Annotated in this window: 16 protein-coding genes; 8 read left to right on the top strand and 8 right to left on the bottom strand. The window is 67.2% G+C overall.

Annotated features, from left to right (window positions below):
• Positions 1-6 precede the first annotated feature (6 nt).
• Entirely contained in the window at positions 7-1,425 is a 1,419-nt protein-coding gene (locus tag NK718_RS04550; RefSeq protein ID WP_254739082.1) for a DUF2793 domain-containing protein, read from the top strand.
• 55 nt (positions 1,426-1,480) lie between these two features.
• Entirely contained in the window at positions 1,481-2,254 is a 774-nt protein-coding gene (locus NK718_RS04545) for a glycoside hydrolase family 108 protein (RefSeq protein WP_254739080.1), read from the top strand.
• A 239-nt stretch (positions 2,255-2,493) separates the two neighbouring features.
• Here NK718_RS04545 and NK718_RS04540 read toward each other — a convergent pair whose 3' ends face one another.
• From NK718_RS04540 to NK718_RS04530, 3 genes are read right to left on the bottom strand one after another with little or no spacing between them, the layout of a single operon-like run.
• Positions 2,494-3,777: a TRAP transporter large permease gene (locus tag NK718_RS04540; RefSeq protein ID WP_254739078.1), complete on the bottom strand. Its 1,284-nt coding sequence runs from the start codon at positions 3,775-3,777 to the stop codon at positions 2,494-2,496.
• Positions 3,774-4,289, bottom strand: a complete 516-nt coding sequence (locus NK718_RS04535; protein ID WP_254739076.1) for a TRAP transporter small permease — start codon at positions 4,287-4,289, stop codon at positions 3,774-3,776. The genes NK718_RS04540 and NK718_RS04535 overlap by 4 nt, the downstream gene beginning before the upstream one ends.
• A gap of 7 nt (positions 4,290-4,296) precedes the next feature.
• Entirely contained in the window at positions 4,297-5,283 is a 987-nt protein-coding gene (locus NK718_RS04530) for a sialic acid TRAP transporter substrate-binding protein SiaP (RefSeq protein WP_254739074.1), read from the bottom strand.
• Positions 5,284-5,433: 150 nt separating this feature from the next.
• Here NK718_RS04530 and nanR point away from each other — a divergent pair, with 150 nt between their 5' ends.
• Entirely contained in the window at positions 5,434-6,144 is a 711-nt protein-coding gene (gene nanR, locus NK718_RS04525; protein ID WP_254739073.1) for a transcriptional regulator NanR, read from the top strand.
• Positions 6,145-6,170: 26 nt separating this feature from the next.
• Positions 6,171-7,070: an N-acetylneuraminate lyase gene (locus NK718_RS04520; RefSeq protein WP_254739071.1), complete on the top strand. Its 900-nt coding sequence runs from the start codon at positions 6,171-6,173 to the stop codon at positions 7,068-7,070.
• Between the two features lie 110 nt (positions 7,071-7,180).
• Here NK718_RS04520 and NK718_RS04515 read toward each other — a convergent pair whose 3' ends face one another.
• From NK718_RS04515 to NK718_RS04495, 5 genes are read right to left on the bottom strand one after another with little or no spacing between them, the layout of a single operon-like run.
• On the bottom strand, positions 7,181-8,353 hold the full coding sequence (locus NK718_RS04515; protein ID WP_254739069.1) for an acyl-CoA dehydrogenase family protein: 1,173 nt from the start codon (positions 8,351-8,353) through the stop codon (positions 7,181-7,183).
• An 11-nt stretch (positions 8,354-8,364) separates the two neighbouring features.
• Entirely contained in the window at positions 8,365-9,609 is a 1,245-nt protein-coding gene (locus tag NK718_RS04510) for a dihydrolipoamide acetyltransferase family protein (protein WP_254739067.1), read from the bottom strand.
• A complete protein-coding gene (locus NK718_RS04505) occupies positions 9,609-10,391 on the bottom strand; it encodes an enoyl-CoA hydratase/isomerase family protein (protein ID WP_254739065.1) in 783 nt (260 codons plus the stop codon). Before NK718_RS04505 ends, NK718_RS04510 begins: the two co-directional genes overlap by 1 nt.
• An 11-nt stretch (positions 10,392-10,402) precedes the next feature.
• Positions 10,403-11,377 carry an alpha-ketoacid dehydrogenase subunit beta gene (locus tag NK718_RS04500; RefSeq protein ID WP_254739063.1) on the bottom strand — a complete coding sequence of 325 codons (975 nt, stop codon included), beginning with the start codon at positions 11,375-11,377 and terminating at the stop codon, positions 10,403-10,405.
• Complete coding sequence (locus tag NK718_RS04495) at positions 11,374-12,381, bottom strand: thiamine pyrophosphate-dependent dehydrogenase E1 component subunit alpha (RefSeq protein ID WP_254739061.1); 1,008 nt, start codon at positions 12,379-12,381, stop codon at positions 11,374-11,376. The genes NK718_RS04500 and NK718_RS04495 overlap by 4 nt, the downstream gene beginning before the upstream one ends.
• Before the next feature lie 440 nt (positions 12,382-12,821).
• On the opposite strand from NK718_RS04495, the gene NK718_RS04490 reads away from it, so the two are divergent.
• From NK718_RS04490 to NK718_RS04475, 4 genes are read left to right on the top strand one after another with little or no spacing between them, the layout of a single operon-like run.
• On the top strand, positions 12,822-14,162 hold the full coding sequence (locus NK718_RS04490; RefSeq protein WP_254739059.1) for a phenylacetate--CoA ligase family protein: 1,341 nt from the start codon (positions 12,822-12,824) through the stop codon (positions 14,160-14,162).
• Positions 14,159-14,389: a hypothetical protein gene (locus tag NK718_RS04485; RefSeq protein ID WP_254739057.1), complete on the top strand. Its 231-nt coding sequence runs from the start codon at positions 14,159-14,161 to the stop codon at positions 14,387-14,389. The genes NK718_RS04490 and NK718_RS04485 overlap by 4 nt, the downstream gene beginning before the upstream one ends.
• 7 nt (positions 14,390-14,396) lie before the next feature.
• A complete protein-coding gene (locus NK718_RS04480; RefSeq protein WP_254739055.1) occupies positions 14,397-15,539 on the top strand; it encodes a thiolase family protein in 1,143 nt (380 codons plus the stop codon).
• Positions 15,540-15,546: 7 nt separating this feature from the next.
• On the top strand, positions 15,547-15,966 hold the full coding sequence (locus NK718_RS04475) for a Zn-ribbon domain-containing OB-fold protein (protein ID WP_254739053.1): 420 nt from the start codon (positions 15,547-15,549) through the stop codon (positions 15,964-15,966).
• The last annotated feature ends 51 nt before the right edge of the window (positions 15,967-16,017 follow it).

Here is a 16,017-nt window from a genome sequence, read left to right as displayed (position 1 = left end):
CAGGACATGACGGACACGACCCGCCTGGGGCTGCCTTATCTGGCGGCCGCCCAGTCGCAGAAGCACGTCACCCACAACGAGGCCCTGCAGATTCTCGATGGGCTGGTGCAGCTCGCGGTGATCGCGCGCGACCGCGCCGCGCCGCCCGACGCACCGGCCGAGGGCGACCGCTACCTGATCGGCGCGTCGCCCACCGGGGCATTCGCCGGGCAGGCCGGCAAGCTCGCCGCCTATGACGACGGCGCGTGGCGCTTCCTGACGCCGCGCGCCGGCTGGGTCGCGCTCGTCGTGTCGGAAGGCGTGCTCGTCGTCCACGACGGAAGCGCGTGGCGCGACGCGGGAACCTGTGTCCGCGCGCTGCCCTCCGTGACGGCGCTGGGCGTCGGCGTCGCGCCCGACGCGGGCAACCCCATCGCGGCCAAGCTCAACGCCATGTTCGTCACCGCGCGGGGCGTCGGGGAGGGCGGTTCCGGCAACCTGCGGGTCACGCTGAACCGCGAAGGCGGCGCGAACGTCGTCTCGCACCTCTACCAGTCGGGCTGGTCGGGCAGGGCGGAAACCGGGCTGGGGGGCGACGACTGCTACCGCATCAAGGTGTCCGCCGACGGCGCGACCTGGCGCGACAGCTTCGTGGCCGATCCGGCGACCGGCGCGGTGAACCTTCCCGGCGGCCTCGCCGACGTCGGCGGCGGATCGATCGGCGGCTTCCGCAACCAGGTCGTCAACGGCGACTTCTCCGTCGCCCAGCGCGGGGGCGGGCCCTTCGCGCTGGCCGCCGCCGCCGTGTTCGGCTTCGACCGCTGGCAGATCGCGCAGGCGGGCGGGGCGACCGCCTCCTTTTCGCGCGCCGGGCTCGGCGCGGGCGTGACCGCCCAGGTCGGCCGGTACTACGGCCGCTTCGCCGTCACCGTCACCACGGCCACAGCGCTGCCTGAGCTGCAGACGCGGCTGGAAGACGTGACGCGGCTCGGCGGCCGCACGGTCTCGGTGTCGTTCTGGTATCGCGCCACGGCGGCCGGGTTCCGGGTCGAGCTGGCGCAGAATTTCGGCTCGGGCGGCAGCGCCGCCGTCACCGGCATCCAGCCCACGGCCCTGGCCGCCGCGAGCGGCTGGACGCGGCGCGCCTTCTCGGTGGCGTTGCCGTCCACCTCCGGCAAGACGGTGGGCGCGGGCTCGCACACGGCATTGCGCTTCGTGCTCGGCGGCGCGAGCGCGGCCACGCTCGACCTCGCCGACGTGCAGATCGAGGAAAGCCCGGTGGCGACGCCGTTCGAGCGCCGCCCGTTCGCCGTCGAACTGCTGCTGTGCCGGCGGTTCTTCCGCCGCTCCGCGACGGCGCTCTCCACCGCCGACCTCGCCTACGAGATGCGCGCCACGCCGACGCAGAGCGGGACCGGCCCCTACGACTACGCCGCCGAGCTCTAGGGCGGCCCGCCGTGAAGAAGCCCGCAAGCCAAGAGCCCCCCTGCAAGGAGCCCTCATGAAAGACAACTACGACATCGCGCTCGCCGAGGTCCTGCGCCACGAGGGCGGCTGGAGCGACCACAGGCTGGACCCCGGCGGCCCCACCCAGCGCGGCGTGACCCTGAAGACGCTCGCCGCCTGGCGCGGCCGGCCGGTGTCGCGCGCCGAACTGATGGCGCTCGGCGCGCGCGAAACGGCCGAGATCTACCGCGCCCTCTACTGGGACGCGGTGCGCGGCGACGACCTGCCGGCGGGGATCGACCTGGCCGTGTTCGACCTCGCCGTCAATTCCGGCCCGCGCCGCGCCGTGACCCTGCTGCAGCGCGCGCTCGGCGTGACGCCGGACGGCGCGCTGGGCCCGCTGACGCTGGCCGCCGCGCGCGGCGCGGACCCGGCGCGCCTCGCCGCCGCGCTGGCCGAGGCGCGGCGCGGCTTTCTGCGCCGGCTCGCCGGCTTCGCCATTTTCGGCCGCGGCTGGGAACGGCGCGTCGCCGCCGTCACCGCGCGCGCCGTGGCGATAACCGGGGCAGCCCCGCCCAAACCTTCCCCCGCCCCCGTCTCCACCTCGAAGAAGGAGAATTTCATGGACGGACTCAAGTCGATCCTCGGCAGCCGCACCGTGCTGTCCAACATCGTGGGCCTGGCGGCGCTGGCGTTTTCCGCGCTGGGCTTCCAGACCTCCGGCGTCGACACCGGCGCGCTGACCGACGCCATCCTCCAGGCCATCGCCGCCGGCGGCTTCATCGCCTCCACCGTGTTCCGCGTGCTCGCCACCAAGAAGCTCGTCTGACGCCCCCGGCCGCCGCCCCGCGAGGGCGGCGGCCGCCGGCACGCATGCCGTTTTCGCGGCGACCGCGCCGATGCTCGCGGCTGCTCTGGCCGGCGCGTCTCTGGCGGGCCGGCTGAAGAGCTCCAACGGTCCGGCAGGCGCCAGCGCATCCATGCGCCTTGGCGGATGGGGAGCAGAGACGGGAGTAGAGCAGCTGGACGACGGGTAGAGTCGGACCGACTGGCGCAAGGCGCGCTGCGTTACCCGAAAACCAGCTTGGGCAGAAAGGTCGTCAGCGGTGGCCACAGCGTGATGGCGGCGAGGACGACGAGGAGCGGGATGAGCCAGGGCAGGATGGCGCGCGACATCGTTTCGAAGGAGACGTTGGCGATGCGCGTCACCACGAACAGCACCACGCCGATGGGCGGGTGGATCGTCCCCAAAATCAGGTTGAGGATCACCATCACGCCGAACTGCGTGGGGTCGATGCCGTAGCTGTGCGCGGCGGGGACGAGGATGGGGATCAGGATCAGCATCGCCGCCAGCGCTTCCATGAAGCAGCCGATCACCAGCAGCATGACGTTGCACAGGACCAGGAAGGCGAGGGGGCTCTCGATCGTGTGGACGATCGCCGGGGCCAGGGTCTGGGGCAGCCGCGAGATCGACATGCACCAGCCGAGCGCGCCGGCCGCCATCACCAGCACGGTGACGAGGCCGGTGGTCTCGACCGTCTCGACCAGGATCGGCCCGAGATCCTCCAGCTTCAGCGTGCGGTAGACCACGAAGCCGAGGAACAGCGCCCACAGGCACGCCGCCGCCGCCGCTTCGGTCGGCGTGAAGACGCCCGAGAACATGCCGCCCAGGATCAGCGCCGGCGTCATCAGCGCGCCCGAGCCGTTGAGGAAGGTGCGGCCGACCTCCCGCCAGCCGGCGAAGGGCTTGCGCGTCATGCCCTCGCGCCGGGCGACGATGCTCACCATCACCATCAGGGCGAGGCCCATCAGCACGCCGGGAATGAGGCCGCCGACGAAGAGCCGGCCGATCGAGGCGTCGGCCGAGACGCCGTAGATGACCATGGGCAGCGAGGGCGGGATGATCGGTCCGATGGTGGCGGCGGCGGCCGTGATCGCGGCGGCGGTCTCCGGCTTGTAGCCGGCCTTGGCCATGGCGCGGATCTCGATCGCGCCCGAGCCGGCCGCGTCGGCCACGGCGGAGCCGACCATGCCGGCAAAGATCATGCTGGTGAGGATGCTGGCGTGGGCGTAGCCGCCGCGCACCCAGCCGATCACCGCGCTGGCGAAAGCGACGATGCGGTCGGTGATCTGCGCCCGCGCCAGGATGTTGCCCATCAGGATGAAGAGCGGCGCCGCCACGATCGGGAAGGAGTTCATCGCTCCCGCCATCTTCTGCGGCAGCAGGGTGATGGGAACGCCGCCGAGATAGAGGAAGGCCAGCGCGGCCACGACCATCGAGGCGTAGAGCGGCATGCCGGCGATGATGGCGACGAGCCACGCGCCGGAGATCTTCACCATGAGCGGGATCATGCGCCGTGCTCCGGCACGTGGTCCGGCGCCGCCCCGGTCGGGGCCGGGCCGCGGACGGCGCGTCCCGCGAGGTCGGTGATCGCCTGCGCGGCGGTGACGAAGCCGGCGGGAATGAGCGGCGCGTAGATCCAGGCGGTCGAGACCGGGATGCTCACCGCCTCGATGTCGGCGTTGCGCTGCACGAGCAGGATGCTCTCGTAGCCGACCACGAGCCCGGCCACCGCCATCGCCGCCTGGATCGCGATCTCCGTCGCCCGCCAGCCCGCGCGCGGCAGCTTGTCCTGGAAATAGCGGATGCGGATATGGGCGTTGTGCCGCGTCGCCAGGATCCAGCCGAGGCAGGACACCCACACCATGAGATAGCCGCTCATCTCGTCGGTCCAGCTCAGCGGACGCGCCAGCGCGCGGGTGACGATGCCGAGCGTCACCACGGCGAGCAGCACGACGAGCAGGAGCGCGGCGAAAGCCGCGACGGCGCGGTCGAAGGCCGCGCGGAGCTGGCGCCAACGCACGTCCGGATCAGAGGTTGGCGAGCGTGTCGAAGGTGCCCTTGCCCCAGCGCTCCTCGAAGCGCTTCGGCACGGAGTCGAGCACGGGCTTGCGCCAGAGCTCGATGTCGGGCTCGACCACGTTCATCCCGGCCGCCTTGAGCGTGCCGACGAGCGAGGCCTCCTGCGCCAGCAATTCCTTGTCCTGCCACGCCGCGGCGGAATCGATGGCGGCGCGGATCATGTCGCGGTCGGCGGCCGGCAGGCCCTTCCAGAACGCTTCGTTGATCATCGGCATGCGCGGCGTGATGACGTGCTGGGTCAGCACGAGGTTCTTCTGCACCTCGTAGAACTTGCCGCTCTGGATCGTCGGCAGCGGGTTCTCCTGGCCGTCGACGGCGCCCTGGCTCAAGGCCAGATAGAGCTCGGGGAAGGCGATGGGCGTCGCCTGCGCTCCCCACGCCTCGACCATGGCGCGGAACACGTCCACCGGCGGCACGCGCAGCTTCAGCCCCGCCACGTCGGCGGGCGTGCGCACCGGCTTGGCCCCGGTCGTCAGGTGGCGCTTGCCGTAATAGGTGACGGCGATGAGCCGCATGCCGCGCTTGGCGGCGAGCTCCTCGTTGATCTTGCCGAAGAGCGGCGAGCTTTGCGCCTTGGCGAGGTGCGCCGCGTCGCGCCACAGATAGGGCGCTTCGAACACCGAAAGCTGCGGCAGGAAGACCGAGATCGCGCCGGCGCCCTCGGTCGTAAGCTGCAGCACGCCCGCCGAGACGGCGTCCATCATTTCCTTGCCGGTGCCGAGCTGCGACGTCGGGAAGACCTGGATGTCGAGCCGGCCGCCGCTCTTCTCCTTGACCTCCTTGGCGATGCGCTCGGCCATGATCACCTGCGGGTGATTGGCCGCCAGCGACTCGCCCCAGCGGATCGTGGTGGCCTGGGCGCGGGCGCCGATGGCGGGGAGGAACACGCCGGCCGCGAGGCCCGCGGTGACGCTGCGTCGGCTCAGCTTTGTCATGGAACGTCCCTCCCTTGGAGCGGCTTGTCGGCCCCGTTTTGGTATAACAGCTATACCAGGATTTCCTTGTCAAGCCCGGCGCGGCGGCGATAGGCTTCACCGTAAGGTCGACGGGGCTCGGCGCGGTCGCGGGGCCGGGGGAGGAGACGAATGGCGCGCCAGGCGGTGCTGGGTCCCGTCCGCAAGCGGAAGCTCTCGGATCAGGTCGCCGAGCGCCTCGAGACCGCCATCCGCAGCGGAGCCTACAAGCCGGGCGCATCGCTGCCGCCCGAGCGCGAGCTGATGGCGCTGTTCGGCGTCGGCCGGCCCTCGGTGCGCGAGGCGTTGTTCGCGCTGCAGAAGATGGGTTTGGTGCAACTTGGCGCGGGCGAGCGGCCCAAGGTCGTGCGCCCGTCTCCCAAGCATCTGCTCAACGAACTCGGCGCCCAGGCGCGCCGCCTGCTGGAGCAGCCGCAGGGCCTCGACCATTTCGAACAGGCGCGCCTTGCGCTGGAGGTCTTCCTGGTGACGCACGCGTGCAGCTACGCCACGCCGGCCGACATCGAGGCGCTGCGCGCGGCCCTCGCCGCCAACGAGGCGGCGATCGGCGCCGGGCCGGAATTCGTCGCCACCGACGTCGCTTTCCACCGCGCGCTCGCCGAGATGCCGCGAAACCCCATCTTCGTCGCCCTGCACGACGCGGTGGTGGAGTGGATCATCAACGAGCGGCCCATCCTGCCCAACGTCGAAGCCAACAACCGCAAGAGCTATGCCGATCACGCCGCCATCCTCGCCGCCATCGAGCGCCGGGACATGGCCGACGCCGTGGCGGCGATGACGAAGCATCTCAACGACGCCAGGGCGCGCTACGTCTCGCCGTGACCGCGCCGCGCCAGAAAGGACAGGCCATGACATCCCCGGCGACGCCGCGCCTCGGCGGCATCCTCTCCGCACTCGTCACGCCGTTCCGGCCGGACGGGGCCGTCAACCTCGACGCCATCCCGGCGCTGGTGGAGCTGCAATTGGCGCAGGGCGTGCACGGCTTCTATGTCGGCGGCAGCACCGGCGAGGCCTTTCTCCAGACGCCCCAGGAGCGCATCGATGTTCTGCGCGAAGTGGCCAGGGCCGCGCGCGGCCGGGGCCGGCTGATCGCCCATGTCGGCGCCATCGCGACGCAGGACAGCCTGAGGATGGGCGCGGCGGCGGCCGAGGCCGGCTACGACGCCGTTTCCGCCATCCCGCCCTTCTACTACGACTTTTCCCGCGACGACCTCCTCGCCCACTACATGCGCCTCGTCGAAGAGGTGTCTCTCCCCCTGATCGTCTATAATTTTGGCGGTCGCGTCGGCCGCCTCACCGCCGACGACCTGCTGCGCCTGCTCGACGAGCCGAAGGTGGCGGGCGTCAAGCACACCTCGCAGGACCTCTATCTGCTCGAGCGCTTCAAGCGCCACCGGCCGGACGCCGTGATCTTCAACGGCTATGACGAGATGTGCCTGGCCGGGCTCGCCATGGGCGCCGACGGCGCCATCGGCACGACCTACAACGTCATGGGCGACCTGTTCGTCGCGCTGGAGGCCGCCTTCCGGGTGGGCGACCTGCCGCGCGCCCGCGCCCTGCAGGTGCGCGCCAACACGCTGATCGACGTGCTGATCGAGGTTGGCGTCTTTCCCGGCACGAAGGCGTTGCTGAAGGCCTTGGGCGTCGACTGCGGCGAATGCCGCGCCCCGTTCCGCCCGCTCTCGCCCGACCAGTCGCAACGGCTCCAGGCCGCCTTCGCCGCCATCCGCATGACCGGAGCGGACTGAGCCGCGTCCGGACTGCATGTTCCAGGAGGTCAGCCAGGAACCTGATTCCAGCCGATCACCTGTCGACGTCGTCCAGCTCATCACCAGGCAAGGCAAGCTCTGCCTGCTGGCTAGTAGGAGCGTGGCATGCCGAGGTCATGTTGCGCGACGAAGTTGAGGATCATTTCCTCGGAGACAGGAGCAACCCGGAAGAGTCGTGCATCGCGCCAGAGCCGCTCCACGTGGTACTCCTTCGAATAGCCCATGCCTCCGAGGGTCTGGATAGCCCTGTCGGTGGCGTGAGCGGCAGCTTGGCCAGCAAGCCACTTTGCGATGTTCGCTTCGCTGCCGTAAGGGCGCCCAAGATCGCAGAGTTGAGCCGCCTTGTGGTTCATCAGGCGTGCACATTCGGCCTGCATGTAGGCTTCTGCGAGTGGGAATTGCAGGCTCTGATAGGATCCGATCGGGGCCTCCCCGAAAACCTTTCGGGTTTTCGCGTATTCCGTGGCAAGTTTGATCGACAGCGTGGCTGTGCCGACGAGACCCGCCGTGGTCACGATGCGCTCCGTGTTGAGCGTCTCCAGCAGACATGACCAGCCCTGATCTTCCGGACCGATGATCTCGTCGGCCTCTACGCGCACGTTATCGAAGTAGACAGTGCTCGAGGGCAGCGTGTTCGTCCCGAGCTTCTCGATCGGGGAGTGGGTCAGGCCTTCGCGCTCGACGTCGATGCAGAAGAGGCTAATGCCGTGGGTCTTGCGTTGGGCCTCTTCGAGCCGTTTCGTCCGTGCGACCACCAGCATCTTGGTCGCTTGCGGAACGGAGGTGATCCAGATCTTGCGTCCGTTGAGACGCCATCCCGAACCGTCGCGGGTCGCGAACGTCCTGACCGCAAGCGAGTTCGTTCCGGCGTCGGGCTCCGTCAGAGCCATGCAGAACGTCACGGAGCCGTCGACCAGGCCGGGCAGGAGCGCCTTCTTCACCGCATCCGAGCCGAACCGGCTGAGGGTGATCCCGCCGAAGATGGGGTTCACCATAAAGAGCTGACCGAGGGTGGAGCCTCCACCTGCGGCGCTCAGCGCCTCGATGGCGAGCGCCATCTCCACCATGCCGAGGCCAGAACCGCCGAACTCCTGTGGAATGGCGACACCGGCGATCCCCGAAACGCAGACAGCCTGCCAGAGTTCGTGGGGATAGGATTTCTTCGCGTCGATCTCCCGCCAGTAGTCGAGCCCATACTGCTCGCCGACCTTGCGCGCCGTCTCGACGAGCATGGCCTGTTCAGGTGTGAGATCGAAATCCATCGTTCTTGTCCTTAAGATGAGCCGCGTAGAAGCCCCAGTGGGTTCTGGAGCGCGGCGACGATCCTGTTAAGGAAGCGGGCGGCGCTGACGCCGTTCGTCACGCGGTGGTCGCACGACAGTACGAGGCCGAGCTCTTCGCGGAGCCGAGGCGCCCCCTGTTTGTCCGGGCGGAACACGCGGCTCGCCGCCCCCACGCCGAGGATGGCGGATTGCCCGGGGTTGATGATCGGCACCAGGAACGCTGCGCCGTGCATCCCGACATTGGAGACCGTGATCGCCCCACCGTGGAAATCGTCGGGCAAAAGCGCTCCGCTCCTGGCACGCTCGATGACACTCTCGGCCTCTGTCGCCAGCCCGTTGAGGGAGCGCGACCCGACATCCCGAACCACGGGTGCAAGCAGCCCCCTCGGCGTGTCGACCGCCAGGCCCACATCCGTCGTGCCCAGTTCGAGGACGCCATCGTCTACCCATACCGCCGCGAAACCTGGATCGTCCCGCAAGGCGCGGCCCACGGCGATCAGGATGAAGTGGGTGACGCTCACTTTGGGAGCGGCACTGTCTTCATTCAGCCGCCTGCGCAACTCCAGCAAATCGGTGATGTCGGCCGTGGCCAGCACATAGAAATGAGGAATGGTCTGCTTGGCTTCCGTCAGGCGGCGGGCCATGGTCTTCTGGAAGCCGCTGAGTGGCCTGGATCGTCCAGGCCCGACCCGGCCGGATTGCGCCGCCCCGGCATCGCCCTGCGCGAGGCTTTCGGGACCTTTGGCGGCGCTGGCCACGATGGTTGCTTCGACGTCGGCCGCCTTGATCCGCCCTCGCGGGCCAGTGCCGGTGAGCGTGCGAAGATCGACCCCGTGGGTGCGCGCGATGCGCCTTGCCAGTGGGGTGGCGAGGACGCGTTCGCCTGCCGCCGGCGACGGGGCATGCGCGCCCGATTGAGAATGCGGGATTTGCGCCGTGTCCGTCGCCGCCGGGACAGCGCCGCGGCCCGTCGTGGGCGGCAAGCCGGCGCCCGCGGACGTCCAGCGTGCGACCGTGGCGCCGACGGGGACCGTCTCTCCTTCCCCGACGAGCAACTCGACGATCACGCCGGCCGCGTTGGCCGGGACTTCGGTCGAGATCTTTTCGGTTTCGACGACGAAGATCGTCTGGCCTTCCCGGACCTGCTCACCCGGCTTCACCAACCAACTCGCCAGAACGCCCTCGGTCATGGTCAGACCGAGCTTCGGCATCAGGATCGCCGACGGGTCCGACATCACGTCCCTCTGAACTGAGCCGGGCGCTTTTCGAGGAACGCCGTGCACCCCTCGTGAGCGTCCGCACTGTCGAGCACGAGCCCGATCATCGCCTGCTCATGCCGAAGCGCGGCCCCAAGCGGCATGTCCGCGCCATCGTTCAGGGTGCGCTTGAGCAGCTTGAGGACCAGCGGCGATTTTTCCGCGATGGCCCTGGCCATCGACATCACCTCGGTCATGAGATCGGCGTCGGCCACGACCTTGTTGATCAGGCCGATGCGCTCGGCGTCCGCGGCCGTGAGCCGGCTTCCCATGAACATCAGTTCCTTCGCTTTGCAGAGCGGCACCTGACGAATGAGCCGCTGCGTGCCTCCGGCGCCCGGGAACAGGCCAAGCGTGATCTCGGGCAGACCGAAGCGTGCGGACTGGGCCGCGATCCTCAGATCGATCGCGAGCAGCAACTCCGTGCCGCCGCCAAGCGCCCAGCCGTTGATCGCGGCGATGGTGGGCTTGTCCAGGAGCTCGATCGCCCGGAAGACCGTGTGCAGTTTCTCGGCCAGTTCGAGATAATGGGGCAGACCCTGCCGCGAATTCAGGTCGGCGATATCTCCGCCGGCGACAAACGCGCGGTCGCCAGCGCCGGTGAAGACGACGACCTTCACCTCGGGGTCGCGGTCGCAGTCTGAGACAGCGGTCGCGAGGGCATCCAGCGTCTTCATGTCGAGGGCGTTGAGAGTCGCCGGGCGATCGATCGTGATCACGGCGATGGAGCCTTCCCGGTCGATCTTGACGAGGTCCGCCATGGCGAGATCCTTCACGCGAGGGTACGCCTGACCGCTGCCACCACCTTGGCTGCGTCGGGCAGATAGCGGCCTTCGAGGGCCTTCGAGAACGGCACGGGCATGAAAGGGGCTCCGACGCGGACGATGGGACCGTCGAGTTCGTCGAAACCCACATCGGCCATGCGGGCGGCGATCTCCGCGCCGGGGCCGAAGGCCTCTACGGCCTCGTGCACCACGACCAACCGATGAGTGCTCGAGAGAGACTCGAGCACAGTCGCCTCATCCCAAGGCTGTAGAGAACGCAGATCGATCACTTCGGCGGAAATCCCGTCCGCTTCGAGCTGGGCGGCGGCTGCGCTGCAGATGTGCACTGATGCGCCGTACGACACGAGCGTCACCTCCTTTCCTCTCCGCAGGATGGCCGCCTTTCCGATAGGAAGGACGGGGAGCTCATCGGCGACTTCGGCCTTCATCCCGTAGAGGGCCTTGTTCTCGACCATGATGACGGGGTCGGGGTCGCGGATCGCAGCTCGCAGGAGGCCGTAGGCGGAAGCCGGGTCCGACGGGCACACGACCTTGAGACCGGGAACATGGGCGAGCCAGGCTTCGAGGCACTGGGAGTGTTGCGGTCCTGCTCCCAGTCCCGCCCCATGGGGCGTGCGGAGGACCATCGGGACGGATCCTTGCCCGCCGAACATGAACCGCGCCTTGGCCGCCTGGTTGACCAGCGCGTCCATGGTCAGGGTGATGAAATCCATGAACATGATCTCGATCACCGGGCGAAGACCGCTCATGGCGACGCCGACGGCGGCTCCGGCGATGGCGGCCTCGGATATCGGGGTGTCGAAGATGCGGTCCGGCCCGAACCGATCACGCAAGCCGCGGCTGGCGCCGAAGGACCCTCCAGCCTCGGAGACGTCCTCGCCGAACACCACGACCGTGTCATCCTCGGCCATCGCGTCGGCCAGCGCCATGTTGATGGCGCGCAGGTAGCGGATCTCGGTCATGGGCTTGCGAAGCCTTGTGGCGTGTAGACGTCTTCGCGGGCACGCTCGAAGTCGGGATCCTGCCCGGCACGGGCGACCGAGATGGCGTTCTCGATCGCAGACCTCACGTCGGCATCGAGCGCCTGGAGCGCTTCGTCGGACATCCGCGTCTTCTTCAGGACGGCTTCGCACCGCATGATCGGGTCGACCTTGGCGACGTCTTCAAGATCTGCCCTGTCCCGATACTTCTGGGCATCACCTTCGAAGTGACCCCGAACGCGGACCGTGGCGCATTCCAGCACCGCCGGCCCACTGCGCCGCACCGCCTCGATGATCTCGCGCGAACGGAGGGCCACGGCCTCCGCGTCGTTCCCGTCGACGCGCTCGTAAGGGATCGCGTACGCGGCGGACAGCCTCTCGAGAGTGAAGGCAATCTGCTTCTCGGACGGCAGGAATTCGCTCCAGCCGTTGTTCTCGCAAACGAACAGGAGAGGCAGCTTCCAGAGGGCCGCCATGTTGAGGGTTTCGTGCAGAAGACCCTCGGCGAGAGCGCCGTCGCCGAAGAAGGCGACCGCGATGGTGCCGGGCCTCAGGCGCTTGTGGGCGAGGGCGCTGCCAAGTGCGATCGAAAGGCCCGCTCCGACGATGCCGTTGGCTCCGAGCATCCCGACGGACATGTCGGCCACATGCATCGAACCGCCGCGTCCCTGGCACAGTCCTTCACGGCGGGCCAGGAGCTCCGAGAAGAAGCCTTCGAGCGAGAGGCCCTTTGCGAGCGCATGTCCATGTCCCCGGTGCGTGGAGGCGATGGTGTCGGCCTTCGTCAGGTTGGACATCACGCCGGCGGATACGGCTTCCTGTCCGATGCTCAGATGAATGAAGCCAGGGACCTCGCCATCGGCGAAGAGTGTCGCCAGGCGCTCCTCGGTACGCCGGATCAGCAGCATGGACTTGTACAGCGCGGGCAAGTCGACGGCCTTGCCGGCCTGTGCCCGTCTCGATGTATTCATCGGCTTGGCGGACACGTGTGCCTCGGCTTTTTCCGTTGAATGCGCAGGTGTCTGGATGCCCCCGCCGGATCGGTCGTCGTCACGATGGGCGCGACAGAAACGCTGGCGGGACAAGTCGTCGGCCTGACTTCAGAACGAGCCGCCCTGCGCGGCTTGCCTTTGCATCGACGCGCCTGGGAATCGGAAATCGCGGACGCCCTCATGATCCAATTGTCCATCAGGCCAATCTCGATCGGTTGCCGGGTCTCCAGAGCATACACAAACTGATCGTGGATGCGACTCGTGAATCATTATTCATGGAGTTGACAGCGGCGCGGGCGCGGGCCTAACGTTCAGATATGGCGTCGCGACAAGACGACGCCCTGAGAGGAGCGCCCGCAACAATGCGCAACGCGACTCGGCGTGCCTATGTAAATCCGCGGCTAGAGTGCGCCTCTCGAACAGAAATCGAGGGATTGCAGCTGCGCCGTATCCAGCGGGTTGTTGCTCGAGCGTATGAGAAAAACCCGTTCTACAGAGCTCTGTACGACGGCGCGAAAGTATCTCCTGACGATATCAAGACGATAGATGATTTTCGCAAGAGAATCCCTCCGATCGACAAGCAGATTCTGCTTGCCGATCAGCGCGAGAATCCGCCGTTCGGCCTCCGGGCCCAGGGAGCGGGCGTGCGCCTGGGTTCAGTCTTCCATACAAGTGGTACGAGCGGTGCGGGGCAGGAATTTCACTGCCTTTCGGAGATCGACACGGAGTTCTGGTCCTCGGCGTTCTTCTATCAATGCGTGTGGGCGGGCATAGAGCCCGGGGATCGCGTCGTTCATTTCAACCGGGTGGCCATGGAGGCCGGCGGGAACTGGTTGAAGAATGCGAGTGAGCGCTTCGGGCTGGTGCAATTTCAGCTCGCTCCATACGACAATGCGCAGCGGCTGCGAACACTCGCCAGCGCATCGCCTCACCTGATCATGACGCAACCGAGCTATCTCACGCGGCTCAGCATCATGTGTCGCGAGGCCGGCATCGACCCCCGCCGTGCTTTTCCAGAACTGAAAGCGATCCTCATCGCAGGTGAAGCGCATAGCGGGCCGGCATGGGTCGGGCGCATGGAAGAGTTCTGGGGCGCCAGGCTCGGGGAATGGTATGGCAGCACCCAGGCTGGCGGAAGCCACATGTTCTCGTGCTCCGGGCTGCACTTCCAGGACGGTCGTCCCCGCATGCTCCACAATATCGAGCATCGCATTCACTTCGACATCCTGAAATTCGGCAGCGGACTTCCTGCGGAAGATGGCGAGGACGGGGAAGTCTTCCTCACGAATCTGTACAACGAAGACTTCCCGATCATTCGCTTCCGGACCTTCGATCGGGCCCGTTTTCGTCCTGCGAGCTATTGCGATTGCGGACGGCCGTTCCACGGCGTGGAGTGCGGCTCGATCGCGCGGGTCGACGACATGATCAAGATCCGCGGTCAGAACGTCTGGCCCGACGCCGTCGATTCCGTGATTTTCGAACATCCCGCATCGGAGGAGTACCAGGGACGCATCTGGATCGACCAAGATGGGCGCGAGCGGGTCGATGTGCGCATAGAGTTCCGCGGCGGCACGCTCTCCCCCGACGAGAGGCTGCTCGTGCTGCAGACGATGCGAGACAGCATCAAGGCGATGACCGACGTGTCCATGGACCTGTCGGATGCCGAGCAAGGCAGCCTCCCCAGGTTCGAACAGACCAAGGCCAGGAGATGGACCGATGACCGCGGCAGCTCTCGCGAAGCGGCCGCCAACGAACTGAAGGTCCAAAAGCGATGAGCCCGGACGAGTTCCAGACGGCGCGCGACATGCTCGAACTGGCGCGTCGCCTTGCGAGCAGTGAGACCTTGTCGACCCGGCGGGCCGGTGAGCGAACCACCGCGATCCTGGCCGATCTGCTCTACGAGCACGATCCATGGTCGGGCCTGCCGGATGTCGAGCCAGACGTGCGTAGCACTGGGCCACGTGAAGGCCATCCCATCAAAGACGGCGACCTGAGCGAGTAGCGGGAAAATGGACAGGCTGAAATCACTGTCGCGGAAGGTTGCCGTCGTCGGGGTCGGCACCAGCGCTTACGGGAAATTCCCCGACAAGGATGCCACGGCGCTGGGCGTCGATGCGTTCCTGGCAGCACTCGACGACAGTGGGGTGAGCAGGGATCAAATCGACGGCCTCGTCGTCCACAGGGCCCCACACATCCAGCGTATGAGTGAAATGCTGGGACTGAGGACCCGATACATGAGCCACCCTGCCGGATGGGGTGCTCAAAGCGGTGTCGAGGTCATTCAAGCGGTCGCGGCGCTGGAGGCTGGCCTCGCGAACTGCATTGCGCTGATCTACGCGGACGATGGCGGATCGCGCAACCACGTCTACGGTGGACCGAGCTTTCGCAAGGGCCCCATGCAGGACCCCTTCGAGCCGTGGGGTTACACGGCTGCGGTGACACGGCTTGCGATGCTGTACCGCAGATATTCCCATTTCTACGGCACGAAGCCTGAACAACTCGCGGAGATTGCGCTGACATTCAGGCATCATGCCAATTTGAATCCGGCCGCGATCATGCACAGCAAGACGATGACGCTGGACGATTATTGGGCCGCGCCCTGGATTGTGGAGCCGCTGAGGCGCAACGACTGCTGCCTGGTGAACGACGGGGCGGTCTGCCTGATTCTGACGCGCAAGGACCGCGCGGCCGATGCGAAGAAGAAGCCTGTCTACATCGCCGGATTTGGCGAGTTCGAGGACTTCGAGGAGCACGATCTCCTCTGGGGACCCGACTTCGGGTTCTCGGGGACGCAGCGGGCCGCGAAGCAGGCTTACGAGATGGCCGACGTCAGTCACGGAGACATCGATCTCCTGTGCGCCTACGATCATTTCGCGCCCACCATCTTCTTCCAGCTCGAAGGCCTGGGTTTCTGCAAGCAGGGCGAAGCGCCCGACTTCATCGCGGGCGGTCGTATTCGGGTGGGCGGCGATCTGCCCATCAATCCGCATGGCGGCCACCTGTCGGAGAGCTACCTGCTTGGCTGGACGCACCATGCGGAATGCATTCGTCAGCTCCGTGGAGAGTGCGGTGCGCGGCAGGTCAAAGACGCGGAAATCGCACAGTATTCCAACCCAGGTGTGCCCATGAGCACTATCATATACTCTGTGTGAGGGCGCCATGAACGATGTGAACGCAAGTCATTACAACCTGCCGCCGCCCCAGATCACCGATCAAAACAGACCCTTCTGGGACGGCGCGAAGCAGAACAGGCTGATGGTGCTTCGCTGCGAAGGTTGCGGTCGTCACCGTTTCCCGCCGGTGCCCTGCTGCAAGCGCTGCCTCAGCACGCACGCAAGTTGGACCGAGGTGCCCGGTCGCGGGACGCTTTGGTCTTGGGCAGTTATCCATCGCCCGTACTTTCCCGGCGCCCTCGTCCCTTACCAGGTCGCAATCGTCGAACTCGACGAGGGACCGCTGCTCGGCACCAACATCATCAATGCGCGGGACGAGAACATGAGGGTCGGGGCGCCCGTGAGGGTAGCCTTCAAGCAGATCGAGAATGACCTGACACTTCCCGTCTTTGAACTTGTCGACTGAGTTCGCTCTGCTGGCCTGCGCACAACGAACATCGGAGGGAGGAGACAAACT

It is taken from the genome of Alsobacter ponti (genome assembly GCF_024294805.1).
Classification (GTDB): domain Bacteria; phylum Pseudomonadota; class Alphaproteobacteria; order Rhizobiales; family Beijerinckiaceae; genus Alsobacter; species Alsobacter ponti.
Note: the sequence above shows the minus strand (reverse complement) of the source record. Positions and strands in the feature narration are given on the sequence as shown.